At 72.1% G+C, this 23,060-nt stretch carries 21 protein-coding genes and 2 pseudogenes; 13 read left to right on the top strand and 10 right to left on the bottom strand.

What is annotated here, in order from left to right; genetic code table 11:
* Positions 1-10: 10 nt before the first annotated feature.
* Entirely contained in the window at positions 11-1,102 is a 1,092-nt protein-coding gene (locus tag ACWD0A_RS07485; RefSeq protein ID WP_451295520.1) for a glutamate--cysteine ligase 2, read from the bottom strand.
* Positions 1,103-1,573: 471 nt separating this feature from the next.
* Entirely contained in the window at positions 1,574-1,939 is a 366-nt protein-coding gene (locus tag ACWD0A_RS07480; protein ID WP_451295518.1) for a hypothetical protein, read from the bottom strand.
* Positions 1,940-2,124: 185 nt separating this feature from the next.
* Between ACWD0A_RS07480 and ACWD0A_RS07475 the strand changes: the two genes are divergently transcribed.
* Positions 2,125-2,427: a DUF3040 domain-containing protein gene (locus tag ACWD0A_RS07475; protein WP_451295516.1), complete on the top strand. Its 303-nt coding sequence runs from the start codon at positions 2,125-2,127 to the stop codon at positions 2,425-2,427.
* Positions 2,428-2,486: 59 nt separating this feature from the next.
* Here the strand turns inward: ACWD0A_RS07475 and ACWD0A_RS07470 are convergent, their stop codons facing one another.
* Positions 2,487-2,807 (bottom strand): TetR family transcriptional regulator C-terminal domain-containing protein, encoded by a 321-nt coding sequence (locus tag ACWD0A_RS07470; RefSeq protein ID WP_451295514.1) that lies wholly within the window; start codon positions 2,805-2,807, stop codon positions 2,487-2,489.
* Here ACWD0A_RS07470 and ACWD0A_RS07465 point away from each other — a divergent pair.
* The 3 genes and pseudogenes from ACWD0A_RS07465 to ACWD0A_RS07455 form a co-directional block, all read left to right on the top strand.
* Positions 2,719-3,228, top strand: a pseudogene (locus tag ACWD0A_RS07465) (peroxiredoxin-like family protein); the annotation flags it as partial. The gene ACWD0A_RS07470 and the pseudogene ACWD0A_RS07465 sit on opposite strands and share 89 nt — an antisense overlap.
* A gap of 181 nt (positions 3,229-3,409) precedes the next feature.
* The gene (locus tag ACWD0A_RS07460; protein ID WP_451295512.1) at positions 3,410-4,783 is read left to right on the top strand and encodes a TrkH family potassium uptake protein; all 1,374 of its coding nucleotides are present in this window, start codon (positions 3,410-3,412) and stop codon (positions 4,781-4,783) included.
* Positions 4,776-5,495, top strand: a complete 720-nt coding sequence (locus tag ACWD0A_RS07455) for a potassium channel family protein (protein ID WP_451295510.1) — start codon at positions 4,776-4,778, stop codon at positions 5,493-5,495. The genes ACWD0A_RS07460 and ACWD0A_RS07455 overlap by 8 nt, the downstream gene beginning before the upstream one ends.
* A gap of 108 nt (positions 5,496-5,603) precedes the next feature.
* Here ACWD0A_RS07455 and ACWD0A_RS07450 read toward each other — a convergent pair whose 3' ends face one another.
* A complete protein-coding gene (locus ACWD0A_RS07450; RefSeq protein WP_451295563.1) occupies positions 5,604-5,993 on the bottom strand; it encodes a DUF2267 domain-containing protein in 390 nt (129 codons plus the stop codon).
* Between the two features lie 111 nt (positions 5,994-6,104).
* A complete protein-coding gene (locus tag ACWD0A_RS07445) occupies positions 6,105-6,539 on the bottom strand; it encodes an Hsp20/alpha crystallin family protein (protein WP_307711801.1) in 435 nt (144 codons plus the stop codon).
* Positions 6,540-6,666: 127 nt separating this feature from the next.
* On the opposite strand from ACWD0A_RS07445, the gene ACWD0A_RS07440 reads away from it, so the two are divergent.
* Complete coding sequence (locus tag ACWD0A_RS07440; protein WP_451295507.1) at positions 6,667-7,335, top strand: type III effector protein; 669 nt, start codon at positions 6,667-6,669, stop codon at positions 7,333-7,335.
* A gap of 187 nt (positions 7,336-7,522) precedes the next feature.
* On the opposite strand, the gene ACWD0A_RS07435 is transcribed toward ACWD0A_RS07440, so the two are convergent.
* Positions 7,523-8,191 carry a dienelactone hydrolase family protein gene (locus ACWD0A_RS07435; RefSeq protein WP_451295505.1) on the bottom strand — a complete coding sequence of 223 codons (669 nt, stop codon included), beginning with the start codon at positions 8,189-8,191 and terminating at the stop codon, positions 7,523-7,525.
* A gap of 140 nt (positions 8,192-8,331) precedes the next feature.
* On the opposite strand from ACWD0A_RS07435, the gene ACWD0A_RS07430 reads away from it, so the two are divergent.
* On the top strand, positions 8,332-9,012 hold the full coding sequence (locus ACWD0A_RS07430) for a sulfatase-like hydrolase/transferase (protein WP_451295503.1): 681 nt from the start codon (positions 8,332-8,334) through the stop codon (positions 9,010-9,012).
* On the opposite strand, the gene ACWD0A_RS07425 is transcribed toward ACWD0A_RS07430, so the two are convergent.
* Together ACWD0A_RS07425 and ACWD0A_RS07420 are read right to left on the bottom strand one after the other, a co-directional pair.
* Entirely contained in the window at positions 8,963-10,873 is a 1,911-nt protein-coding gene (locus ACWD0A_RS07425; RefSeq protein ID WP_451295501.1) for a DUF2264 domain-containing protein, read from the bottom strand. The two genes, ACWD0A_RS07430 and ACWD0A_RS07425, sit on opposite strands and share 50 nt — an antisense overlap.
* A 29-nt stretch (positions 10,874-10,902) precedes the next feature.
* On the bottom strand, positions 10,903-13,344 hold the full coding sequence (locus ACWD0A_RS07420; protein WP_451295499.1) for a polysaccharide lyase 8 family protein: 2,442 nt from the start codon (positions 13,342-13,344) through the stop codon (positions 10,903-10,905).
* Between the two features lie 379 nt (positions 13,345-13,723).
* Here ACWD0A_RS07420 and ACWD0A_RS07415 point away from each other — a divergent pair, with 379 nt between their 5' ends.
* The 4 genes and pseudogenes from ACWD0A_RS07415 (at position 13,724) to ACWD0A_RS07400 (ending at position 17,392) form a co-directional block, all read left to right on the top strand.
* Positions 13,724-14,053: a galactose-binding domain-containing protein gene (locus ACWD0A_RS07415; RefSeq protein WP_451295497.1), complete on the top strand. Its 330-nt coding sequence runs from the start codon at positions 13,724-13,726 to the stop codon at positions 14,051-14,053.
* Positions 14,054-14,071: 18 nt separating this feature from the next.
* Complete coding sequence (locus ACWD0A_RS07410; RefSeq protein WP_451295495.1) at positions 14,072-15,259, top strand: Gfo/Idh/MocA family protein; 1,188 nt, start codon at positions 14,072-14,074, stop codon at positions 15,257-15,259.
* Positions 15,260-15,295: 36 nt separating this feature from the next.
* Positions 15,296-15,466, top strand: a pseudogene (locus tag ACWD0A_RS07405) (helix-turn-helix domain-containing protein); the annotation flags it as partial.
* A 180-nt stretch (positions 15,467-15,646) separates the two neighbouring features.
* Positions 15,647-17,392 carry a S8 family peptidase gene (locus ACWD0A_RS07400; RefSeq protein WP_451295493.1) on the top strand — a complete coding sequence of 582 codons (1,746 nt, stop codon included), beginning with the start codon at positions 15,647-15,649 and terminating at the stop codon, positions 17,390-17,392.
* Between the two features lie 58 nt (positions 17,393-17,450).
* Here the strand turns inward: ACWD0A_RS07400 and ACWD0A_RS07395 are convergent, their stop codons facing one another.
* A complete protein-coding gene (locus ACWD0A_RS07395; protein ID WP_451295491.1) occupies positions 17,451-18,326 on the bottom strand; it encodes a S1 family peptidase in 876 nt (291 codons plus the stop codon).
* Positions 18,327-18,551: 225 nt separating this feature from the next.
* Here ACWD0A_RS07395 and ACWD0A_RS07390 point away from each other — a divergent pair, with 225 nt between their 5' ends.
* Entirely contained in the window at positions 18,552-19,475 is a 924-nt protein-coding gene (locus ACWD0A_RS07390) for an NADP-dependent oxidoreductase (protein WP_451295489.1), read from the top strand.
* Positions 19,476-19,564: 89 nt separating this feature from the next.
* Here ACWD0A_RS07390 and ACWD0A_RS07385 read toward each other — a convergent pair whose 3' ends face one another.
* Positions 19,565-19,768: a cold-shock protein gene (locus ACWD0A_RS07385; protein ID WP_177151533.1), complete on the bottom strand. Its 204-nt coding sequence runs from the start codon at positions 19,766-19,768 to the stop codon at positions 19,565-19,567.
* Positions 19,769-20,444: 676 nt separating this feature from the next.
* On the opposite strand from ACWD0A_RS07385, the gene ACWD0A_RS07380 reads away from it, so the two are divergent.
* Positions 20,445-21,593: an aromatic ring-hydroxylating oxygenase subunit alpha gene (locus tag ACWD0A_RS07380; RefSeq protein ID WP_451295561.1), complete on the top strand. Its 1,149-nt coding sequence runs from the start codon at positions 20,445-20,447 to the stop codon at positions 21,591-21,593.
* Entirely contained in the window at positions 21,586-23,058 is a 1,473-nt protein-coding gene (locus ACWD0A_RS07375; RefSeq protein ID WP_451295486.1) for an aldehyde dehydrogenase family protein, read from the top strand. The genes ACWD0A_RS07380 and ACWD0A_RS07375 overlap by 8 nt, the downstream gene beginning before the upstream one ends.
* Positions 23,059-23,060 lie beyond the last annotated feature (2 nt).

Raw genomic sequence — 23,060 nt, 5'->3', positions numbered from 1 at the left:
GCACGGCGCGTCACGCGCAGGTCCGGCGTACGCATGCGGCGACCGTCTTCCGCAGGCTCCCGGTGCGGGCCAGCATCTCCCGCTGGGCCTGTGCTCCGGTGCCGTTCTTGAGCACGGCCGCCAGGCTGTCCTGCGCGTGCAGCAGGTCGCCGGTGTCCTCCAGGGCGTCCCGCACATGGTCGAACAGCGCGTGGACCACCGTTTCGGCGGGCGCCGGGCGCATGGTGGCCGGGTGGACCAGCTGCTCCTCCAGGCCGGAGCGGCCGGCGCGCCACGCGGCAAGCCGGAGCAGACCCACGCTGTGGCGGGAGGGCGGCACACCGGCCTGCCACTCGCGTGCGGCGGTCTCCACCAGGCCACGTACGAGCGTGGCCACCAGCACCGTCGCGGCGGGGTCGAGGCACACGTCCGCGACGCGGACCTCGACGGTGGGGTAGTTGCGCGAGAGCCGCGCGTCGAAATAGATCATCCCCAGGTCGCGCAGCACCCCGGTGCCGACCATGGACCCCACCTGCTCGTGGTACCGGTCGGCGGATCCGAAGATCTCCACGGGCCCGGCCGACGGCCACCGTCCCCACACGCGGCTGCGGTAACTGCTGTACCCGCTGTCCCGCCCCTGCCAGAACGGGGAGTTGGCGCTCAGCGCGAGCAGGACGGACAGCCATGGCCGGATCCGGTCCAGGACGGCGACGCCTTCCTCGTCGGAGGCCACCGACACGTGCACGTGGCAGCCGCAGGTGAGCTGTTCCTGGGCGGTCAGCCCGTACTGCTCCCGCATCCACCGGTACCGCTCCCCCGCCGCGATGACGGGATCGACGGGGAGCGGTGAGGTCGCCAGGGCGGCCACGCCCGCCCCCAGCTTCTCCGCCCGGCGCATGGCCTCGGCGCGCCACCGGGTGATCTCGTGCGCCAGAGCGCCCATGTCCGTCTGGGGTCTGGTGGCGAATTCGAGCTGCTGGCACTGCAGCTCCGCCTCGAAGGCGTCCTCCTCGCCGGCCGCCGAGCAGGCGCCGGCCGCCAGCACGGCTTGCGAAAGCGCCCGTGGTTCACCGGAGGCGGCGTCCACGAGAAGGAGTTCCTCCTCCACTCCGACACTGCGCACGATCACTGCCCTTCTGGCAGGCGGCACTCGACCCGCCGCCCGGAGCGGCACGGGGCCACGCCGCCCTCGCCGCGGCGTGTCCGGTGTAATCCCTTTGCCCTCAAAATCGCGCCTGATGCCCATGGCGCGGGTGCCGATACGGACGCGTCGACGGTCCGCCGCCCGGGATGCCGGTCCGCCCCCCTGATGCCGGTCGAGCGCCGTGCACGGACCGTCACCGTGCCCGGCGACGGTCCGTCGTCGGGGAGCCGGTCGGCACGGACGCGACAGAAGCGTCCGCCGAACCGATGGAGCCGGGCCGAGGATTTCCGGCAAGGGCGCATGGTGGACGACGCCCGACGGAGCGTGTCCGCAGGACGTCGCCGTGGCCCGGCCCCGCGGTCGGCTGAGCGACAGGCCTGGCGGTCGACGCCCGTGTCCGCAGGACGTCGCCGCGGCCGGGCCCCGCGGTCGGCTGGGCGGGACGGCCGCTCACTCCTCGTCCATGTCGTCGAACCCCTCCGCGCGCAGCGCGAGCTCCCGCAGAACGTCGGCAGAGCTGATCTCCTGCCGGCCCGAGTCGTGCACCTCGGCCAGCGTCACGAAGGCGACGGTGAACGCTCCGGCGAGCTGCTGGACCGCCTCCCCGAGCTCCCGGCCGACGATGGCGGCGATCTCCTCGACGCTCGCGTCGGCGGGCACCTGGACGCTCGGCAGCGTCTCGTTCAGGAGGGCGGTGACGGCATCCGCCTCGTCGTTGATGTCGTCACGTTCCACGTCCTCCTCCAGGAGGCGCTGCCACTCGGAGGCCTGGGTGAGGATGCCGATCACATGCCTGAGTACCTCGCTCTGCCGCATGGCCGGAGCATAGGCGCCTCTCCCAGCCGCTGCCTCGGCTCAGCTGGACCCGGCCGCAGGCAGGCGGGCCGCGGCGCGGGTAATCTCGGGAACTGGAGCACCATCCGCGGTCGCGGCCCGCACATCGAGCCGACGACCCCCTGCCGGTCTTCCCGCTACCGCTCCGAAGAACCAGGTGGTCGGAAATGAATCCTCCGATGGACGACCGCCGCGCCCTCGCGGAGATCGAACGCTTCCTCGTCCGGGACGACCCCGAGCTCGCCTCCCGCATGGACGCGCTGAACGGGCAGTTCGCCGAGGTGCGGAGCGAGCCGCGCGAGAGGTCCCACCGGCACGACTGGCGGTGGGTGGTGGCGGTCGTCGTCGCTGTGGTGGCCCTGCTGGGCCTGATCCTCACCGCGGTTCTCATGGCGCCGCCGGCAGCCCGGAACAGCGAGACCCCGCCACCGATCGGTCACGCACCGGCTGTCTCCGTGCCCGCGCGGTAAGGGGCCGCAGCAGCGGCCCGGCGCATTGCGGCTGCCCGGTCATCGCGCCGAGGCGCCGGTCAGTGGTCCCGCTGCCGGGCCAGCGCGCCGAGCGCGGCGGACACGGTGCGCTTCAGGGCGGCCGGGTCGGCGCCTGCCCGGGAGCGCACGTTCACCCCGTAGGCGAGCAGGGCGAGAGCGTCGGCCGCGGCGGCGGTGTCCGTGTGGGGAGAGAGTCGGCCGCGCGCCTCCGCCCTGGTGAGCGCCGCCTCCAGAGCGTCCCGGAGCAGCTGGTGCTGCCGGTCGAGGAGAGCACGGGCGCCCCGCTTCGACCTGCCCGCGGCGGCGGGCGGGACCGTGGCCCTGGACGACCTGGTCGCACAGGGCCCGGTCGTCCTCACCTTCTACCGCGGCGCCTGGTGCCCGTACTGCAACATCGCCCTGCGGGCCCTGCAGCGGCACAACGACGACATCGCCGCGCGCGGAGCCCGGCTGGTGGCCGTGTCGCCACAGGTTCCGGACGAGTCGCTCTCGCTGAGCGAGAAGCACGCGCTCACCTTCGACGTGGTCAGCGATGTCGGGTCCGGCACGGCGAAGGAGTACGGTCTCGCGTTCGACCTGTCAGACGAACTCGGCGCTCTCTACGACTCGTTCGGGTTCGAACTGCAGCGCGTGTACGGCGGGCACCCGCGCACGCTGCCGCTCCCGGCGACGTACGTGATCGACCGCGCCGGCGTCGTCCGTTGGGCCTTCGTCAGCACGGACTACACCACACGCGCCGAGCCGTCCGACATCGTCGCCGCCCTGGACTCGCTGGGCTGAGACGGCCGTGTGGGCCCGTGCGGTCCCCGGCGGGGGGCCGCACGGGGCGACAGCGCGTGACACCCCGCATACACGGACGTTCCGGACAGGCACCCGGCGCTAGGGTGAGCAGCCGGTGCCCCGGCGTCGTGCCACCGGCGTGAGGGCCGTCCGGTGACATGTGCGGCGGAAGGGCCGGGAGATGTCGGTACGCGCGCCACACCTGATGCGCTCCCTGTTCGTGGTCCACCCGGCCCGCGTGGTGGTGCTGGGGTTCGCCGTCGTCGTGGTGCTGGGCACGCTGCTGCTGATGCTGCCCGCCGCCGCCGAGGACGGTCGCGCGACCAGCGTGCTGACCGCCCTGTTCATGTCGACCTCCGCCGTCTGCGTGACCGGACTCGCCGTGGTCGACACGGGGACGTACTGGAGCGGGTTCGGCGAGGGGGTGATCCTCGGGCTGTTCCAGGTCGGCGGCTTCGGCATCATGACCATGGCCTCTCTCCTCGCCCTGCTGGTCTCGGGGCGGCTGAGGCTGCGCATGCAGCTGACGGCGCAGGCCGAGACGAAGAGCCTGGGCATCGGGGACGTGCGCCGCGTCCTCGTCGGCGTCGCGGGCACCACCCTCGCCGTCGAGCTCGCGGTGAGCGTGGTACTCACGCTGCGCTTCCGCTACAAATACGGCTCGGGTTTCGGCGAGGCGGCGTACCTCGGCTACTTCCACGCGGTGTCGGCCTTCAACAACGCCGGGTTCGGGCTGCACGCCGACAGCCTGACCCGCTACGCGCAGGACCCCTGGGTGACGCTGCCCATCGCGGTCGCCGTGATCCTCGGCGGCATCGGGTTCCCCGTCCTGCTGGAGATGCTGCGGCACCGGAACCGGGCGCGGACGACCGGCCGCCGGAACTGGACCCTGCACACCAAGCTCACCGTCATCACCACGGTCCTCCTGCTGATCGCCGGGACGGTGCTGACCTGCCTGCTGGAATGGACCAACAGCCGGACGCTGGGCCCGCACGACACCGCGGGCAAGCTCCTGAACGCCTTCTTCCACTCGGCGATGAGCCGGACCGCCGGGTTCAACTCCCTCGACATGGGCGGCCTGCACTCCTCGACGCTGCTGACGACGTGTGTGCTGATGTTCATCGGCGGCGGCAGCGCGGGCACCGCGGGCGGCATCAAGGTGACCACGTTCGCGGTCCTGGCCGCCGCGATGCTCGCCGAGGTGCGCGGTGAGCCGCACTCGGTGATCCTGGGGCGCCGTCTCGGGCCCCATGTGCTGCGCCAGGCCCTGACGGTGGCCCTGCTCGGGGTGGGGCTGGTCATGGCGGCGACGCTCGCGCTGCTCTCGGTCAGCCGGGCGTCCCTCGACGCGGCGCTCTTCGAGGTCGTCGCCGCCTTCTCCACGGCCGGGCTCTCCACGGGTATCACCCCGGACCTGCCCGCCGTGGGCCAACTGATCCTGATCGGGCTGATGTTCGTGGGCAGGATCGGCCCCATCACCCTTGTCTCGGCGCTCGCGCTGCGCGAGCGGACACGTCGGTACCAACTGCCGGAGGAGCGACCCGTCATTGGCTGACCACCTGCACTCCCTGAGGAAGCGCCGCCGCAGGCGCGCGGCCGACCAGCAAGGCCAGGCGGGCGATCAACGGGTCGCCGTCATCGGCCTCGGCCGCTTCGGCAGCTCGCTGGCCAACGAACTCATGCGGCGGGGCTGGGACGTCCTGGGCATCGACAACGACGCCCGCCTCGTCCAGAGGTACAGCGACACCCTCACCCATGCCGCGGTCGCCGACTCGACCGACCCGGAGGCGCTGCGTCAGCTCGGAGTGGACGAGTTCACCAGCGCCGTCGTCGCCATCGGCAACGACATCGAGGCGAGCATCCTGGTGAGTTCCAACCTCCTGGAGGCCGGCGTGCCCAACATCTGGGCCAAGGCCGTCAGCCGCCAGCACGGCAAGATCCTGGAACGCCTCGGCGTCCCCCATGTGGTGCTGCCAGAGCACGACATGGGCGAGCGGGTGGCCCACCTGGTCACCGGCCGGATGCTCGACTTCATCCAGTTCGACGACGACTACGCGCTCGTCAAGACCGTCGCTCCCGGCGTCGCCACCGGCATGCCGCTCGGCAGGTCGCGGGTGCGCAGCCAGTACGGCGTCACGGTCGTCGGCATCAAGCGTGCGGGGCAGGACTTCACGTACGCCACCGCGGAGACGGTCGTCGAGCCGGGCGACATCCTCGTCGTCACCGGCAGAACCCATGCGGTGGAGTCCTTCACGGAACTCGCCTGACGCGAGGCGTCCCGGACGCGACGCGCGGACGGCTGCGGTGGTGCCCGCGCCGTCCGCGGTTCGACCTCCGTCGTCCGGTCCGTCGCCGCGCCTGCCTCCGGCGGGCCCTCAGGTGGTCTGGGGCCGGCCGAAGAGCAGGTCGTACCCGGGCGGGAGCTGGAGCAGCACCCGGCGCATGAGTTCGTCACCGGCCGCGTCGGCCACCACGCTGAGGACAGCGCTCGTGTCCCACGTGGCCGTCTCCTCGGTGGCCCCGTCGATCCACGCCGCCGTGGCACGAACGAACCGGTCGGGGCCCAGCGGTTCGGCGGCACGCAGGGGATTGAGGAGGATCAGGGCGTACGTCTCCGGCAGGCGGGCGGCCAGTTCGTTCCTCTCCTCGCCCACCAGGTGCGCGCCCAGCAGCGCGAGGACCACACGGGCCGCCCGTTCCGCCTCGGACCTCGTGGGGTACTCACCGCGTTCCTGGACCGCGTCCAGGAACGCTTCCCATCGCATGTGCACGACCGCTGTCCCCTTTCCGGCGCGGCACGGCGCGGAGCGGAGGGCGGGGCCGGGGAGGGGGAGATCACGACGCCCCGTCCTCCGCTGCTCTGCCGACGAGGTGCCTCAGTCGCCGATCTGCTTGCGCGTGTCCGCGCCGCCGATCGCGATCTTGCGGGGCTTGGCCCGCTCGGCGATCGGGATGCGCAGCGTCAGCACACCGGCGTCGTAGTCGGCCCTGATGTTCTCGGTGTCCAGGGTATCCGCGAGCATGACCTGCCGGGAGAAGACGCCCAGTGGACGCTCCGAGAGCTCCATCTGCACATCGTCCGCCTTCTGGACCGGCCGCCGCTCCGCCTTGACCGTCAGCATGTGCCGCTCGACGTCGATGTCGATCGCGTCGGAGGAGACACCGGGCAGGTCGAAGGCGATGACGTATTCGTCGCCCTCCCGGTAGGCGTCCATCGGCATGGCCGACGGCCTGGACCAGGTGCCGGACGTCCCCAGGAGCTGCTGGGTGAGCCGGTCCAGCTCACGGAAGGGGTCAGTGCGCATCAACATCGTGAAACACCTCCAGTCGAACCAGGCAATGTGCCAATGCGCTTCATCTATGTCCTGTTGTAGCATGTCATCCAAAGGATGACAAGAAAGAAGTCATCGAAAGGGTGACACCCTGGAGGAGAGCACCGTGTCCGAAGCCGACCGGCCGAACAGGCCCGCCCCCGCTTCCTTCCTCGCCGCCGCCTCCGCGCTCGGCGTCATCGACCAGGCCGTCCGCGCCGCCCACGACTCACCGGACGGCGACAGCGGCGACGCCGACGCGACGAGCGCGGAGCAGGCCCTCGCCGCGCTCCTGCTCCTTCGCGAGGTGCGCAGCCGGCTCGCAGGCTGGGAGCCGTCGCTCATCGAGGCGGCCCGGGACGCGGGAGCCAGCTGGGCCGACCTCGCCCAGCCCCTGGGCGTCACGAGCCGCCAGGCGGCGGAGCGGCGCTATCTGCGTCTGCGGCCCGGCGCCGACGGCACCACCGGCGAGCAGCGTGTGAAGGCCACCCGCGACCGCCGCGCCGCGAACCGCTCGGTGACCGCCTGGGCCCGGGACAACGCGGCGGACCTGCGTCAGCTCGCGGGGCAGATCACCGCCCTCACCGACCTTCCCGGCAAGGCACGGACTCCGGTCACCCTGCTCGCCCGCGCGCTCGCGGACAACGACGCCGCCAATCTGGTCGGCCCTCTCGCCGACACCCGCCCTCATCTGGGACAGGGCCACCGCGACCTCGCCGCCCGGATCGACGGCATCACCCGCCAGACCGACCGGCTCCGCCGGGACAGCGACGAGCAGCGCCGCACCACCTCCTGACGGACCGGCGCCTCCGCCGGCGCGGGCCCGGCAGGGACTCCTCGGACAACGGCCGGCCCATGAGCACGCACCCTTGCGCGGCGACGCACGACGGGACGTACGCGCGCTACGAGTCGCAGTGGATGGACTGAGTCCCGCGTGAGCACGGGGACCGGGCGCGCCGGCCGTCACACCGGCGCCGCCGGTGTCACTGCCACGCGTCCTCCGATCCGTAGCCGCCGGGCCTGAGGAACCAGTCGCACGAGACCTCGGCCACCTCCTCCAGCGCGCCGGGCTCCTCGAAGAGGTGCGTGGCGCCCGGCACCACATGCACCCGGTGCGGCGTGCGCAGTTGCCCGGCTGCGTCCCGGTTCATGCGCAGCACCTCCCTGTCGTCACCGCCGACGATCAGCAGCACCGGCGCCTGCACCCGGCCCAGGGCGTCGCCGGCCAGGTCGGGGCGGCCGCCGCGGGAGACCACCGACTGCACGCGGCCGGGGCGCTCCGCCGCCGCGACGAGGGCCGCCGCCGCACCCGTACTCGCACCGAACAGGCCCACCGGCAGGTCGGCGGCGTCGGGGTGCGTCCCCAGCCAGTCGACCGCGGCGACCAGACGCCCGGCCAGCAGACCGATGTCGAAGCGGTGCTCGGCGGTCACCGCGTCGACCCGCTCCTCTTCATCGGTGAGCAGGTCCATCAACAGGGTCCCCAGGCCGGCGTTCCGCAGGGCCGCCGCCACCGCTTTGTTGCGCGGGCTGTGCCGGGAGCTACCGCTGCCGTGCGCGAAGAGCACCATGCCCCGGGCCTGCGGAGGAATCGCCAGGTCACCGGCGATCGCCGAACCGTCGGCAGGAACAGTAACCGCTTTGGAGATCACCGCCACCGTCTCCCTCCAGCTGTCCTTCCGGGTACGGGTAGCCCTCGGGCCGCACGGTATGCGGCCCGCTTGGACGGAGCGCGTGGGCCCGTGGACTTGTGCGGGAGCGCCTGGACAGGGGTGGGCCGCGAACGGCATCAATGGCGGTACCGGTCCGATCCCGCGAGAGCGGCCGACGGAGGCGACCGTATGCCCGCCCCACCCTCAATGCCGTGCCCATCTGCGCCGACCATTGGCGCGGGGACTGCCTGTCCGCCGACGGGCACCCCGTGGTCCGTACGCCCCATCTCGACGAGGTCGCCGGGCGCGGCGCCCTTTTCAGCCACGCGTACTCGGCGACCCCGACCTGCGTGCCGGCGCGACGTGATGCCGACGCTGCTCGACGCGGCGGGCGTCGCCGTGCCCGAGGGCATCGACGGACGCAGCGCGCTGCCCGCGGCCGGGCCGGGCCGCTGCGCCCGTGGCCGCACGGCGAGCAGGTGCTCCTCGGACAGTCCCTCCGGTGGCTCACGGACGGGCGCGAGAAGTACGTGTGGATGCCGCTGGACGGGGCACGAGCAGCTGTTCGATCTGACGGAGGATCCGCACGAGGTGCACGACCTGTCGGCGGATGCGGCGGCCGGCCGCCTCGCCGTGTGGCGGGAGCGGCCGGCGGCCGGACTCGCCGGCAGGCCGGAGGGGTTCGTGTCGTCCGGGAAGCTGGTGGCGGGGCGCCGCCGGGTGGACCCGGTCCTGCCGGGGCTGCGCGACGCCGTCACCACACAGGGGCCGTCACTCCACCGCCTCCCAGCGCAGCACCGTGCCGTCGACCAGCCGGATGACGACGGTGCCGTCAGCGGCCTCGACCGAGGCGGAGGCGCGCAGGGCCTCCGGGTGGACAGTGTCCCGGGACAGGGCGATGAGCGAGACGTAGCAGCCCGGAGCGTGAAAGGACGTGGTCAGGCAGGGTGTCGCCGAGTGGGGGCCGTACGCGTTCGCCTCGACCTGGCGCGAGACGCCGGTGTCGCCCTCCTCCCAGCCGTGCAGACCGATCACGGCGCTGGTCAGTCCGTCCGCCGTACGGGTCAGGGCCCAGCCGGGGCCGGTGCGGGCCTGCGGGGGCAGCTCGTGGGCGACCGCGTAGCCGCCCTCGCGTACGCTCACGCCCGGCGGGAGCGGACCGGACGGGGCCTGGACGTGGTGGACGCGGAACTCCCAGGGGCCGTGCGGCAGTGAGGCGGTCGTGACCCTGAACGGCGCCTCGCACCCGGGGACGTCGGCCTCGTGCCAGGACGACGCCCGGCGGGTCTCGCACACCAGCGGGTGAATGCGGCGACGGCGTGACGGCGTACCGTCCGGTGCAGCGAGGAGAGCGAGGTGGCCGTCGGTGTTCCGGGTCCAGGCGTGGGGTGCGCTGTCGGGGGCCGTGGCGGTCGAGTAGGCGAACTTGGCGTAGTGCGGATCGTCCTCGCCCCGCCCGTCCGGGCCGTTGCGGTCGCTGCCGTGGTTGACGAGCCGGACGATGCCGTCGTGGCGAGTGCCGTGCAGGAGCCAGCCCGGTGCCGGAAGCGCGGTGTACTGGTCCGACTCCTCGACGGGCAGGGGCAGTTCGCGTGCGGTCCACACGGGGTGGTCGGCGGGCAGCAGCAGGCCGAGAAAGCCCTTGCTCGCCCAGTACGGCGACGCGGGACCGGAGTACGGCTGTGTCGCGGGCAGGAACGTGTCGTACCAGCCGAGCGGCAGCAGTCCCCGCTCGTCCGGCACACCGCGCTCGGCGAAGTGCCGGACCGCTCCCGAGGCGAGACGGCGGGTCAGGCCCGGTGCCAGCGGCGTGCAGTCGGCCAGGGCGCCCGTCCACAGCGGGGCGACGGCCGCGAACCTGTAGGTCAGGGAGCGCCCCTGGTGCACCGGAGCCCCGTCGGCGCCGAAGAAGTGCGGGTAGGGGGCGAGGAAGGCGGCGAGCCGCTCCCGGTAGACCTCGGCGCGTCCCCCGTCGGTGGCGGCGGCGATCCGGGCCCACAGCAGCGGGTACAGGTGCATCGCCCAGCCCGCGTAGTAGTCGAAGTTGCGGCCGTCGCCGTCCGTGTACCAGCCGTCGCCGACGTACCAGTCCTCGATCCGGTCGAGGCCTCCCTCGATGTCCTCCTTGCGGTACGGCGCGCCCACCGACGCGAGGAACTGCTCGGACACCACCTGGAACAGGCGCCAGTTGTTGTCCCAGGTGCGGGCCCCGGCGAAACCGGAGAACCAGTCGACGACCCGCTCCCGGACCGCGGTGTCCAGCCGGTCCCAGATCCAGGGGCGGGTCTCGTGCAGGGCGACCGCGATCGAGGCCGCCTCCACCATCTGCTGGGAGCAGTCCGTCAGTTCCGGCCAGGACTCCCCGCTCGTGCGGTCCGTTCCGGACGCGAGACCGGTCGCGTACCGCTCGATCAGGGACTCGGCCCCCACCCCGCCGGCGCCGGCGATCCGGCACGCGGCGAGGAGGAAGGTCCGGGCGTACCCCTCCAGCCCGTCCGACACCACACCCGACCAGCTGGCCCGGCCGGGCAGCCGGTACTGGGCCAGACCGGGTGTGGCGTACGGGGCGACCCCGTCGAGCAGCCGGTCGGCGACCGCCTCCCAGTGGGCGCGCGTCCACCCCGTGCGCGGGGACAGGACGCGGTCGGTCGGGGGCAGCCGCACATGCGGGGCGACGGGCATGAAAGGGCTCTCCTGGGTGTCCGGGCGTGTCAGACCAGGTCGGCGTGGTGGGTGTGGCCGCGCGAGCCGCCGACGGCGACCGTGAGGCGGGGGCTGCGCCCCGGAACGACCGTCACCGTGTCGTCGGCCCGGACCACGGAGGTCACCGGGAACGGCAGTCCGATCGTGACACGGGCCACGGAGCGGCCGGGGTCGGCGACCGCGACCGAGATGCCCTCGTCCCTGCGCCGCACGAGCACGGACGCCGGCCCGTCGCTGGTGATCCCGGCGGCCGACCCGGCCTCCCAGAAGTGCGCCGCCGTCAGCCCGTCCCGCCGGACCTCGACGGCCTGGACCGCGGCGGAGTCGGCCGCGATCCGGACCGGACGGGACGCCGACCACGCGGCGGTCGCGGCGGGCGAGGCGCCGGGCAGCAGGACGTACGCGTATCCGGCTCCGGCGGGCGAGGTCCCGTGGTCGAGCCAGAGGGTCAGGTAGCGACGGGTGACGGGCGTGGTGCTGCCTCCGGTGTCGGCACCGGTGTTGATATCCCGCCAGGTTCCGGTGCGCTCCTCCCGCAGGGCGTTCAGGGCGGTGCCGCCGGGGAAGACATAGCCGCCGACGCCGTCGAGGTGGGCCCAGTCCGCCCGGTCGAAGCGCCGGTGCCAGTCCTGCGCGCGGGACTGCTCGACTCCGTCGACCAGCAGCCCGTTGACGCCGTCCGCGTGCAGGTTGCGGTTCTCGACGACGGTCTCGGCCGTGCGGCCGTCGCCCGCGGTGATTCCGGAGCCGAGCGCGATCACCGCGTTGTCGAGGAAGACCCACGCCTTCCTGGCGCGCAGGGTGCTTCCCGGCGCCGAGATCAGCTCCATGGCCGAGACGCCGAAGCGGTCCTCCAGCACGGCTCCGCCCGCGACCAGGTTGGTGGGCCGGTACAGGCTCGTGCCCGCTCCGGTGCCGGCGTCGGTGCGCGGCCGGGTGTCCACCGTGATGCCGGGCAGCCGGTACGGGTCCACGGTCGGCCAGAAGGCGTCGCCGAACTGGCCGAGGTCGTCCTCGCTGTACAGGTACGTCATGCCGTCGCCGGTGTACCAGCCGTGCAGGTTCTCGCCGTTGCCCGCCTCGTAGCCCGCGATGCGCCGGGACGAGAGCGAGAGCGTGTACGCCCAGCGGGGGCGGCGGTGCACGACGCGGTCCATGTCGGCGAAGACCAGGTGCCCGGTGGTCCGGTCGGCGGGGCGTACGCCGTCGTCGGCGAGCAGGGCTTTGGCGCGGGCGAGCTGCGCGACACCGGCGGTGGCCGTGTAGGGGGTGGTGCGGTTGCGCCCGAGCCATCCCTTCACCGTGGCACGCCAGCTGCTCGCGTACGCGGCGGGCGCTCCCTCCGCCAGCAGCAGGACGGCGGAGACGACGGCCGCGCCGTCGTTGTGGTCGGCGGCCCGTTCTCGCGAAATCGCGCGCCCGCGCAGGGCGTCCATCATCAGTCCGTCGAACATCACGGGGGTGAAGGTCCGGTGCACCGCCTCGTACATCACCGAGACCTTCGGGTCCGTGACGGCCCACGGGGAGCCGGCGAGCAGGGCGATCATGCCGGCGGCGCCGCTGAGCAGGACTCCCCCGTACGTGCCCGTGTAGGCGACCGCGCCGTGCTGGACGAACGAGCCGTCCTCGTAGAACCCGTCGCCCGACGTCACATAGGTGAAGAGGCTGTTGCGGCCGGAGTCCCTGGTGTCGGAGAGGCCGTCGCGGGCGAGGGCCACCTTGGCGGAGTCCCTGCCGAGCAGCCCGCGCAGGGCGACGATGACACACTTGTCGGCGCGGTTGGCGCCGGTCTCCGAGAGGGAGGGGCTGTTGGTGCGGCGGTCCGGGTTCGGGACGAAGCGGTCGACCGTCCCCAGATAGAGCGCCAGGTCGGCGGCCGGCAGGACCGACCGCAGCAGTACGCAGCAGTCCATGAGGGCGCGCGGTGAGCCGATCTCCCAGAACCACCAGTTCCCGGTTTCCCTCGCCGCCGCGTTGTAGGCGCGGTCGTGCAGGAGGCGCAGGGCGGCGACGAGTGCGGCGGAGACGTCGGCCGAACCGGCGAGCGAGGTGCCGGGCGTGGCCCACGCGGTGGCGAGGGTGCGAAGGCGGGTATAGCTCTGGCCGAAGTTGCCGGGCGCGGTGACGGGGGAAAGGTCCGCCCACAGCGCGGTCCGGTCCGCTGAGCGGTCCAGCCGTGTCCACAGGTCCGTGGCCATGGTGTCCAGACGGGCGATCGCGGCGGCGAAGTCGGGGTCCGCGGCATCCACCTGACCACCGGTCAGGAACTCGGCGGCGCGGCCGGTGAGCGTGTCGTAGGGGTCGGCGGCGCCAGCGGTGACGGCGGTGCCCGCGGCGTGGGCGGCCCCGGCTCCGCTCACGACGGGGACGAGGGCGGCGGCCGCGCCGGCCGCCAGAAGGGAGCGTCTGCCCAGGTGCGTGTGTGTCGGGTGCGTGTGTGTCGGGTTCACTGTGGTGGTCGTCCTTCGAACGGTAGCGGCCGGTGCTGTCAGTCGGTGAGGGTGCCGGGGTCCACGGGCGGCTGCGGCAGGCCGAGGGCCGCCAGTTCCGTTGCGTGGATCGGCGGCCGATCCCGGGCTTCGGGACTTCGCATCGGCGACTTCCTTGAGGACGGTGAGAGGTGATGAGGCGTGAGTCAATGACTTGCAGCGCATGATGTAAGCGCTTGCTATCAAACGCAAGAGGCAGGGTGAGATTTGTGCTCATCGCTGCGGCAAGCCCTCCTTCCCGCGCCCTGGACGACGCGCGACTGGCTCTCCGCCGCCGCCAACCCGACCGCGCCTGACGACTTCCCGGAAGCGGCGGCGTGACCTGGCCCGCACGGGCACGGTGACGCAGTCGTCCACCGACGGCACGGCGACGGCGGCGCGCGCCGTCGACGGCGACACCACCACCGATACCCGTACGCTGTCCGAGCCGGGCGCCTGGTGGCAGGCGGACCTCGGCAGCACCCGGCAGGTGGGACAGGTCGAGGTCTGGAACAACTCCTCGATGACGACCGCCGGTTTCGATGTCGTGACGGACACCGGCACGGTGCACGTTCCGGGCAAGGCCCTGCGGCCGACGCTGATCGGCCTCGACACCGAGACGCGGTTCGTGAGGATCCGGCTCACCGGTACCGGCCGGGTGGCGCTCTCCCACGTCCTCGTCCACCCGTAGCTCCTCGGAAGGAAGACCATGACCGACCTCCGCATCGGCGTTCTCGGCTACGGCCTGCGCGGCAGCCTCGCCCGCACCGCCCACCGCCCGGGAGCCGGCTCCCGTGTCACCGCGATCGCGGACCCGGACGCTCGGGCCCGTGCGGAGGCGGCCATGGCCTTCCCCGACGCCGCCATCACCGAGGACCACCGCAAGGTGATCGCCGACCACGACATCGACGCCGTGCTGGTCCTCACCCCCGACCACACCCACGCCGACGTCGCGTGCGAGGCCCTGCGCGCGGGCAAGCCCGTCTTCGTCGAGAAGCCGCTCGACATCACCGTGGAGCGCTGCGACGAGATCCTGCGCACCGCGTACGCGACGGGCACCCGCCTCTACGTCGGCCACAACATGCGCCACATGCCCGTGGTCCGGCTGATGCGCGACCTGATCGGCCGGGGCGCGATCGGTCGCGTGAAGACCGTATGGATCCGCCACTTCGTGGGCTACGGCGGTGACTGGTACTTCAAGGACTGGCATGCCCAACGCCGTTTCACGACCGGCCTGCTGCTCCAGAAGGCCGCGCACGACATCGACGTGCTGCACTGGCTCGCCGGAGGCTGGGCGAGGGACGTCCAGGCCCTCGGCGACCTGATGGTCTACGGGGACAACCCCCACCGCCGCGCCCCGGGGGAACCCAAGGCGGACGACTGGTACACGAAGGACGGCCACTGGCCGCCGCACACCCAGCGCGCCCTCAACCCGGTCATCGACGTCGAGGACGTCTCGCTGCTCAACATGCGCCTGGACAACGGTGTGCTCGCCGCGTACCAGCAGTGCCACTTCACTCCCGACTACTGGCGCAACTACACCGTCATCGGGGACGCCGGCCGGCTGGAGAACTTCGGTGACGGCCCAGGCGGCTGCGTCAAGGTGTGGAACACGCGCCGCTCCGGCCACCGCCCCGAGGCGGACGAGACCCATGACATCCCCGCCGCCGAGGACAACGCCGGGCACGGTGGCGCCGACCCGCTGCTCGTCGACGAGTTCGTCCGCTTCGTGCGCGAGGGCGGCCGGACCGACACCTCACCGGTCGCCGCCCGGATGGCCGTCGCCGCCGGCGTCCAGGCGACGGCCTCGCTCCGGGACGGCGGAACGCCGCGCCGGGTCGACGCCGTGGATCCGGAGCTGGCCGCCTACTTCGAGCGGGGCCAGACCGCGGGCTGAGCCCCGGGGCCTCTCGGCGGATCCGCGTCAGACCCGTGGTGGCGCATGACGACCGCGGGAGCGCTGCTGCGCGCGGACGACTCGCCTCTGCGTACGATCGCCCAGCGCACGGGATACAGCTCGGAGTTCGCGTTCGCCAAGGCGTTCAAGCGCGAGGACGGAATGGCGCCGGGGCAGTACCGCACACGAGCGTCGGGCCGGTCATAGATCAACGGCGCGTAAACGCACACCCGTTCATCGAACGGAAGTCTTCCCTCCACAACAAGAGTCTGAGATCTTGCGTCCACCCCACACAACACTCGGCCCGGGGCAGGCGCCACCAGCGCCTCCGGGCCTTCGGAGGACGCATTGTTTTCCCACATATCCACCCGGCTGAGACTCTCGGCCATGGCCGCCGCTGCCGCCGTCGGAACGGCCGTGGCGCTCGCAGGCCCCCTCCGGCCGGCCCACGCCGCACCGGCGGCGCCCGAGGCGGCCCCGGCCCAGGCGGCCGCCTGGGCCGCGGGCACCCGCGCCTACCTGGTGATCACCGCGCCCGGTGACACCGCGGCCGGGCGCAGCGCGGTGACGGCCAACGGCGGCACGGTCTTCGCGTCCTACGACGCCATCGGCGTGATCGTGGCGCACTCGGCATCCGCCTCCTTCGCCCCGGGGATGCGCGCCGTGAGCGGCGTCGAGCAGGTCGGCGCGACGCGCACGTCGGACGTGCCGGCCGACGCGTACAACCCCGAGCTGCCCGCGAATCCGGCGCAGTCGCCGACGACGCTGACGGAGTCCAACCGCTGGGACATGACGCAGATCAAGGCCGACCAGGCGTGGGCGGTGACCACCGGCTCTGCCTCGGTCAAGGTCGGTGTCCTCGACACCGGCGTGGACGACCGGCACCAGGACATCGCGCCCAACTTCAACGCGGCCGACTCGGTCTCCTGCGCCTACGGCAAGGCGGACACCCGGGCGGGTGCGTGGCGGGACATCGACACCCACGGCACGCACGTCGCGGGAACGATCGCGGCGGCCAGGAACGGCAAGGGCGTCATCGGCGTCGCGCCCGGCGTGAAGATCTCGTCGGTCCGCATCGCGGAGCAGCCGAGCGGCCTGTTCTTCGCGGAGAACACGATCTGCGGCTTCGTCTGGGCCGGTGACCACGGCTTCAAGGTCACCAACAACAGCTTCTACACCGACCCGTGGCAGTTCAACTGCCCGGACGACGCCGACCAGGCCGCCATCATCGAGGGTGTGCGGCGCGCCCAGGCGTACGCCGAGAACAAGGGCTCCCTCCAGGTCGCCGCCGCGGGCAACTCGAACTACGACCTGGCGAACAAGACGACCGACAGCGAGAGCCCCAACGACTCGACTCCGGTCACCCGCACGATCACGAACGACTGCGTCGACATCCCGACCGAACTGCCGGGCGTCGTCACCGTCGCGGCCATGGGCAGGGGCAACGTCAAGGCGTCGTACTCCAACTTCGGCAACGGCGTCATCGACGTCGCCGCTCCCGGCGGCGACGGAGCCTACGGGGTCTACTCGACGCTGCCGGGCGGCAAGTACGGCAACAAGAACGGCACGTCGATGGCCTCCCCGCACGTCGCGGGCGTCGCCGCGCTGCTCGCGAGCGTCAACCCGGCCTACACGCCCGCGGACATCCGGGCCCGGCTGGACTCGCAGGCCACCGACACCGCCTGCCCGTCCGACAGCCGGTGCACGGGCACGACGGCCGACAACGGGTTCTTCGGCGAGGGCCAGGTCGACGCGCTGAAGGCCGTCGGCGGCAGCACGCCGCCGACCGGCACGTTCTTCGAGAACACGGCCGATGTCGCGATCGCCGACAACGCCACGGCCGAGAGTCCGATCACCGTCTCCGGTGTCACCGGCAACGCGCCCGCCACGCTCAAGGTCGGTGTGGACATCCAGCACACCTACCGCGGCGACCTCGTCGTCTCGCTCGTCGCACCGGACGGCACGGTGTACCTGCTGGAGGACTTCGCCAACAACGACGGCACGGACAACGTGGGCAAGGCGTACAGCGTCAACGCCTCGAGCGAGGTCGCGAACGGTACGTGGAAGCTGCGGGTGCGTGACACCGCCACCCAGGACACGGGCAGGATCAACGCCTGGAACCTGACCTTCTAGGCAGTCCACGCGCACGGCGGCCGGACCGGGTCTGCATCCCGGCCCGGCCGCCTGTCGTTCAGTAGACGCTCACGTTGTACTTGGCGAGCGCCTCGGGGACCGGCTGGTAGAAGGTGGTGCCGCCGGTGCGGCAGTTGCCGCTGCCGCCCGAGGTGATGCCGAGTGCCTTGCCGCCGTCGTAGAGCGGGCCGCCGGAGTCGCCCGGCTCGGCGCAGACGTTGGTCTGGATCATGCCCCTGACCGTGCCGCCGCCGCTGTAGTGGACGGTGACGTCGAGCGCGGTGACGGTGCCGCTGTGCGTGCCGGTGGTGGATCCGGTGCGCTTGACGGGCTCGCCGACGTACGCGTCGGCCGCGGAGAAGCCGCCGGGGTGGCTGAGCGAGGCGTTGTCGTAGCGGACCAGGGCGTAGTCGTTGCCCGGGAAACTGGATCCGACCGTCGGGCCTATCAGCGTGGTCTGCGAGGAGTTGGTGTACCAGTTCCTGGACACGTCCCCGCAGTGCCCCGCGGTCAGGAAGTAGTAGGTGTTGCCGCTGACGACGTTGAATCCGAGCGAGCAGCGGTAGCCGCTGCCGTAGATGGCGTCGCCGGCCGAGCCGAGCGGTGTGAAGACGCCGCTGTCGCGCTCGATCCTGAGGGCGCTCGCGTCGGCGCCCGCCGCCTTCTTCAGCTTGGCGATCCCGGCGCGGGAGACGGTGCTGTCCGCGGTCACGACGACCCGGCCGGACGCCTCGTCGACGTGCCACGCGGTGCCGCCGACGCCGGCCTTCAGCACGGCGTCGCTCACCCGGGACAACTGGGTGGCGCTGTGGACCTCCGGGGACGCCGCGCCCGCGGTGGGCAGGCCGGCCGAGGTGACGGCCACGATGCCGGCGGCGACGGCGAGCAGGCGGAGGCGTCTCGAAGTACTGGCGTTGGTGCGCTTGTTCCTCACTCGATCTCCTCCTGTGGAGTTCAGGGGCCCGATGGGTGGCGGACCCGTGAGGTGCAGCCAGGCGGGACACCGGCAGGGATTCCCTGCCTGATGTGCCCCTGTCAATCACCGGTGTGAGTTTGGGACAGCATCGACAGGGGGACAAGGGAGTCCCCAGCGGGACAAGTCCTTGCGTCTACGTGTTATTGCGCTCGATCATATTTGCGCAGAGTTACATTGCAGGGCATGCAAGCTGTGACAATGAGCCGGTACGGCCAGGCAGGCGACCTGGAACTCTCGGACCATCCCGATCCCAAGGTGGCCCCCGGCGAAGTGCTCGTACGGGTGAAGGCAGCGGGCGTGAACCCGGTCGACTGGAAGCTCGCGCAGGGCGGGCTCGACGCCCTCATGGAGGTACGCTTCCCGCTGATCCCCGGCTGGGACGTGGCCGGAGTCGTCGAGCGCGTCGGCCTCGACGCGGACGAGTTCCAGGTCGGCGACGAGGTGTACGGATACGTCCGCAAGGACACCGTCCAGCTCGGCGCCTACGCCGAGTTCGTCTCGGCCCATGTGCGGATGCTCGCCCGCAAGCCCGCCGCCATGAGCTGGGAGGAGGCGGCGGGAACACCACTGGCCGGGCTGTCGGCCCATCAGGCGATCCAGCGCGTCGGCGTTCGCGCGGGCGACACGGTCCTCGTCCACGCCGCCGCCGGCGGCGTGGGGTCGATCGGCACGCAGATCGCCGTGGCGCTCGGCGCCCGGGTGATCGGCACGGCGAGCGAGCACAACCACGCCTTCCTCCGTGAGCTGGGCGCCGACCCCGTCACCTACGGGCCGGGACTCGAGGACCGGATCAGGGCACTGGCCCCGCAAGGCGTCGACGCGGCCCTGGACTTCGTGGGCGGCGACGCGGTCGACGTCTCGCTCGCGCTCGTCGACCGGCCGGACCGGGTGGCGTCCATCGCCGACCCGCAGGCGCCCGCGAAGGGCGCCCGGTACGTATGGGTCCGGCCCGACACCGCGGGACTGACCTCGCTCGCCGCTCTGGCCGACGCGGGCAGACTCACGGTGCACGTCGACCGGGTGCTCCCGCTCGCCGAGGCGGCCGAGGCATGGCGCATCAGCCAGAGCGGCCACACCCGCGGAAAGCTCGTCCTGCGGGTGGACTGACGCTGCCGGCGCCGCCGCGTCCCGCCCGGAACGCACGCCGGACCGCCACCGAGAAGGCGGCGGTCCGGCGCACATGCCGTCGAGGCGGATCAGTTGCGGACGATGTTCTCCGCCTGCGGGCCCTTCTGCCCCTGCGTGACGTCGAAGGTCACGGCTTCGCCCTCATGGAGCTCCCGGTAGCCGGTTCCCGAGATGTTCGAGTAGTGGGCGAAGACATCGGGGCCTCCGCCGTCCTGTGAGATGAAGCCGAAGCCCTTTTCCGCGTTGAACCACTTCACCGTACCGCTGGCCATACCCGTCCTTCTGTCCATCTGAGGAACAGCCCGCATAACGAGCGGCTCCGGGCGCCGTGCCTCAGCGCCCGGCACCGTTCTACCCCGTCATCCCCGCGCGAATCCGCAGGCGCGCGTGTGGTGTCTCGCGGACGGGTGCCTGCGTGCCCTTTCGGGTCGGTGGCGCTCCCGCGCCGCGCGGGGCGTCACGCGCCTCGAAGGAGGTCCGGCGGCTCCAAGGCGGTCAGGCGGCCGGCGCGGGCTGGGCCGCGCGGGCGAAGTCACGACGGGCGCGCAGGAAGGGGCGGGGCCGGTCGACGGCGCGCACGGCCGAGGCGGCGAACGAGCTGTCCCGGCGCATGGATACGGCCTCTGACACCGGGCCGGAACGCCACTCATTGTTCGACGCGGGGCCACCCGGCCCCGCGTCGTCGTGCGTCCGGAGCGTTTCCGTCGCCTCGCCGGGTTTTGCCTCTCGTTAACTCACGACTCTTGACGGGGCCTTCCCCACCTCCCCACGATGTTCCCCATCGCGCAACCCGTCATGCCTTGCGCAACAACCGAGGAGTCTCGTCGTGCTCCATGAGGTCCGTGCCGTCATAGCCGTCAAGAAAGGCACACCCGGGGACCACCGAGCACCCCCTCGAGCTTTTCGACCCTCGCCGGCTGTCCGCCGCGCCCGCCTGAGGAGCACGCCCTGACGACAACCCCCGTCTCCCCCGAGTCCTCCCTCTCCCCGAGCCTGATCGCCACACTGCCCGGTCACTTCTACACCGACCCGGAGATCTTCCGGCAGGAGCAGGAGCTGCTGTTCGAATCGATGTGGTTCTGCGCCGTGCGCAGCGCCGACCTCGACAAGCCCGGCGCCTTCCGCACCGTCCAGGTGGGCCGCGAGAGCGTCATCGTCAGCCGCAACCGCAAGGGCGAGCTGCGCGCCTTCCTCAACATCTGCCGCCACCGCGGCGCCCGGCTCTGCACGGAGGAGTCCGGAGAGGTCAAGCGCTCCCTCCAGTGCCCGTACCACGCCTGGACCTACGACCTCGACGGCAAGCTGATCGCCGCGCCGAACCTGGTGAAGATGCCCGACGTCGACCGCACCGCATACGGCCTGGTGACCGTGGCGCTGCGGGAATGGCTGGGCTATGCCTGGGTGTGCCTGGCCGACGAGCCGCCGTCCTTCGAGGAGACCGTCATCGGCGCGGCCGTGGAGCGCCTCGGCGACGCCGCGTCCGTCGAGCGCTACCGGACCGAGGACCTGGCGCTCGGCCGGCGCATCACCTACGACGTGAAGGCCAACTGGAAGCTGATCGTCGAGAACTTCATGGAGTGCTACCACTGCGCGACGATCCACCCCGAACTCACCGAGGTGCTCCCGGAGTTCGCGGACGGCTACGCGGCCCAGTACTACGTGGGCCACGGCGCCGAGTTCGGTGACGAGATCAAGGGCTTCACCGTCGACGGCAGCGAGGGCTTCGCCAAGCTGCCCGAGGTGGCGGACGACCAGGACCGCCGCTACTACGCGATCACCGTCAAGCCCACCGTCTTCATCAACCTCGTGCCCGACCACGTGATCCTGCACCGGATGTTCCCGCTCGCCGAGGACCGCACGGTCGTCGAGTGCGACTGGCTGTACGCGCCCGAGGTGGTGGAGTCCGGGGCGGACGTGTCGAAGTCCGTGGAGCTGTTCCACCGGGTCAACGCTCAGGACTTCGAGGCGTGCGAGCGCACCCAGCCGTCGATGGCGTCCCGCGCCTACCGGGACGGCGGTGTCCTGGTGCCCACCGAGCACCACATCGGCCTCTTCCATTCCTGGCTGACCGAGCACCTCGGAGGCATCGATGCCTGATCTGTTCATCGGCGGCGCGTGGACCGCCGCCCGCGACAAGCGCACCCGGAAGATCCGCTGTCCCGCCGACGGCTCCCTCGTCGGCGAGGTCGACGAGGCGGGCGGCAAGGACACGGTGGACGCGATCGCCGCGGCCCGCCGGGCGTTCGACGAGGGTCCGTGGCCGCACACGCCGGCGGCCGAGCGCGGTGATCTGCTGCTGCGGGTGGCCGATCTGCTGGTCCGCGACAAGGACGCGCTGGCCCGCGCCGAGTCCCTCGACACCGGCAAGCGCCTGGTGGAGAGCGCGTACGACATCGACGACATCGTCGCGTGCTTCCGGTACTTCGGGCGGCTCGCCGCCACCGAGACGGGCCGGGTGATCGACACCGGTACGGCCGGGGCCGACAGCCGGATCGTGTACGAGCCGGTCGGTGTGTGCGGGCTGATCACGCCGTGGAACTACCCGCTGCTCCAGACGGCGTGGAAAGTCGCCCCCGCGCTCGCCGCCGGGAACACCTTCGTCCTCAAGCCGAGCGAGCTCACCCCGCACACCGCGATCCATCTGGTGCGGCTGCTGGCGGAGGCCGGACTGCCGGACGGCGTCGCCAACCTGGTGCTGGGCGCGGGACCGGAGGCGGGCGCGCCGCTCGCCGACCACCCCGATGTGGACCTGCTGTCCTTCACCGGCGGCGTGCAGACGGGCCGCCGGCTGATGGCGGCCGCGGCGGGAACGGTGAAGAAGGTCGCGCTCGAACTGGGCGGCAAGAACCCCAACATCGTGTTCGCGGACGCCGACTTCGAGACGGCCGTGGACATGGCCCTGACCGCGGTGTTCCTGCACTCCGGGCAGGTGTGTTCGGCAGGCGCGCGGCTGCTGGTGGAGGACTCGCTGCACGACCGGTTCGTCGACGAGGTCGTGCGCAGGGCGCAGCTGATCCGGCTCGGCGGTCCCTTCGACGAAGAGGCGCGGACGGGTCCGCTGATCTCGGCGGCCCATCGCGCGAAGGTCGAGGCGTATGTCGCGGCCGGTCTCGCGGAGGGCGCGGTGCTGCGCTGCGGGGGTGCCCGGCCCGAGGGCCCCGCGTACGACGGCGGTTTCTACTACCTGCCGACCGTTCTCGACGCGTGCCACGCCGGCATGTCGGTCGTGCGGGAGGAGTCCTTCGGACCGGTCCTGACGGTGGAGCGGTTCCGCGACGGGGACGAGGACGAGGCCGTGCGGCTCGCCAACGACACGATCTACGGCCTCGCGGGCGCCGTGTGGACCGGCGACGAGGGCAGGGCGCAGCGGATCGCGTCCCGGCTGCGGCTCGGCACCGTGTGGATCAACGACTACCACCCCTATGTGCCGCAGGCCGAGTGGGGCGGGTTCAAGCAGTCCGGCACGGGACGTGAGCTGGGTCCGGCCGGCCTCGCCGAGTACCGCGAGGCGAAGCACATCTGGCGCAACACCTCCCCCGAGCCGCAGGGCTGGTTCGACTGACA

Source organism: Streptomyces sp. NPDC002867 (genome assembly GCF_053591895.1).
This window is presented reverse-complemented; position numbering and strand designations above follow the sequence as displayed.

Bases quoted from the DNA above. Each gene is read 5' to 3' on its own strand.
- ACWD0A_RS07480 (WP_451295518.1), bottom strand. From the start codon at position 1,939: ATGCGGCAGAGCGAGGTACTCAGGCATGTGATCGGCATCCTCACCCAG.
- ACWD0A_RS07475 (WP_451295516.1), top strand. From the start codon at position 2,125: ATGAATCCTCCGATGGACGACCGCCGCGCCCTCGCGGAGATCGAACGC.
- ACWD0A_RS07460 (WP_451295512.1), top strand. From the start codon at position 3,410: ATGTCGGTACGCGCGCCACACCTGATGCGCTCCCTGTTCGTGGTCCAC.
- ACWD0A_RS07450 (WP_451295563.1), bottom strand. From the start codon at position 5,993: ATGCGATGGGAAGCGTTCCTGGACGCGGTCCAGGAACGCGGTGAGTAC.
- ACWD0A_RS07445 (WP_307711801.1), bottom strand. From the start codon at position 6,539: ATGTTGATGCGCACTGACCCCTTCCGTGAGCTGGACCGGCTCACCCAG.
- ACWD0A_RS07430 (WP_451295503.1), top strand. From the start codon at position 8,332: ATGGCGGTACCGGTCCGATCCCGCGAGAGCGGCCGACGGAGGCGACCG.
- ACWD0A_RS07425 (WP_451295501.1), bottom strand. From the start codon at position 10,873: ATGCCCGTCGCCCCGCATGTGCGGCTGCCCCCGACCGACCGCGTCCTG.
- ACWD0A_RS07410 (WP_451295495.1), top strand. From the start codon at position 14,072: ATGACCGACCTCCGCATCGGCGTTCTCGGCTACGGCCTGCGCGGCAGC.
- ACWD0A_RS07400 (WP_451295493.1), top strand. From the start codon at position 15,647: ATGGCCGCCGCTGCCGCCGTCGGAACGGCCGTGGCGCTCGCAGGCCCC.
- ACWD0A_RS07390 (WP_451295489.1), top strand. From the start codon at position 18,552: ATGCAAGCTGTGACAATGAGCCGGTACGGCCAGGCAGGCGACCTGGAA.
- ACWD0A_RS07385 (WP_177151533.1), bottom strand. From the start codon at position 19,768: ATGGCCAGCGGTACGGTGAAGTGGTTCAACGCGGAAAAGGGCTTCGGC.
- ACWD0A_RS07375 (WP_451295486.1), top strand. From the start codon at position 21,586: ATGCCTGATCTGTTCATCGGCGGCGCGTGGACCGCCGCCCGCGACAAG.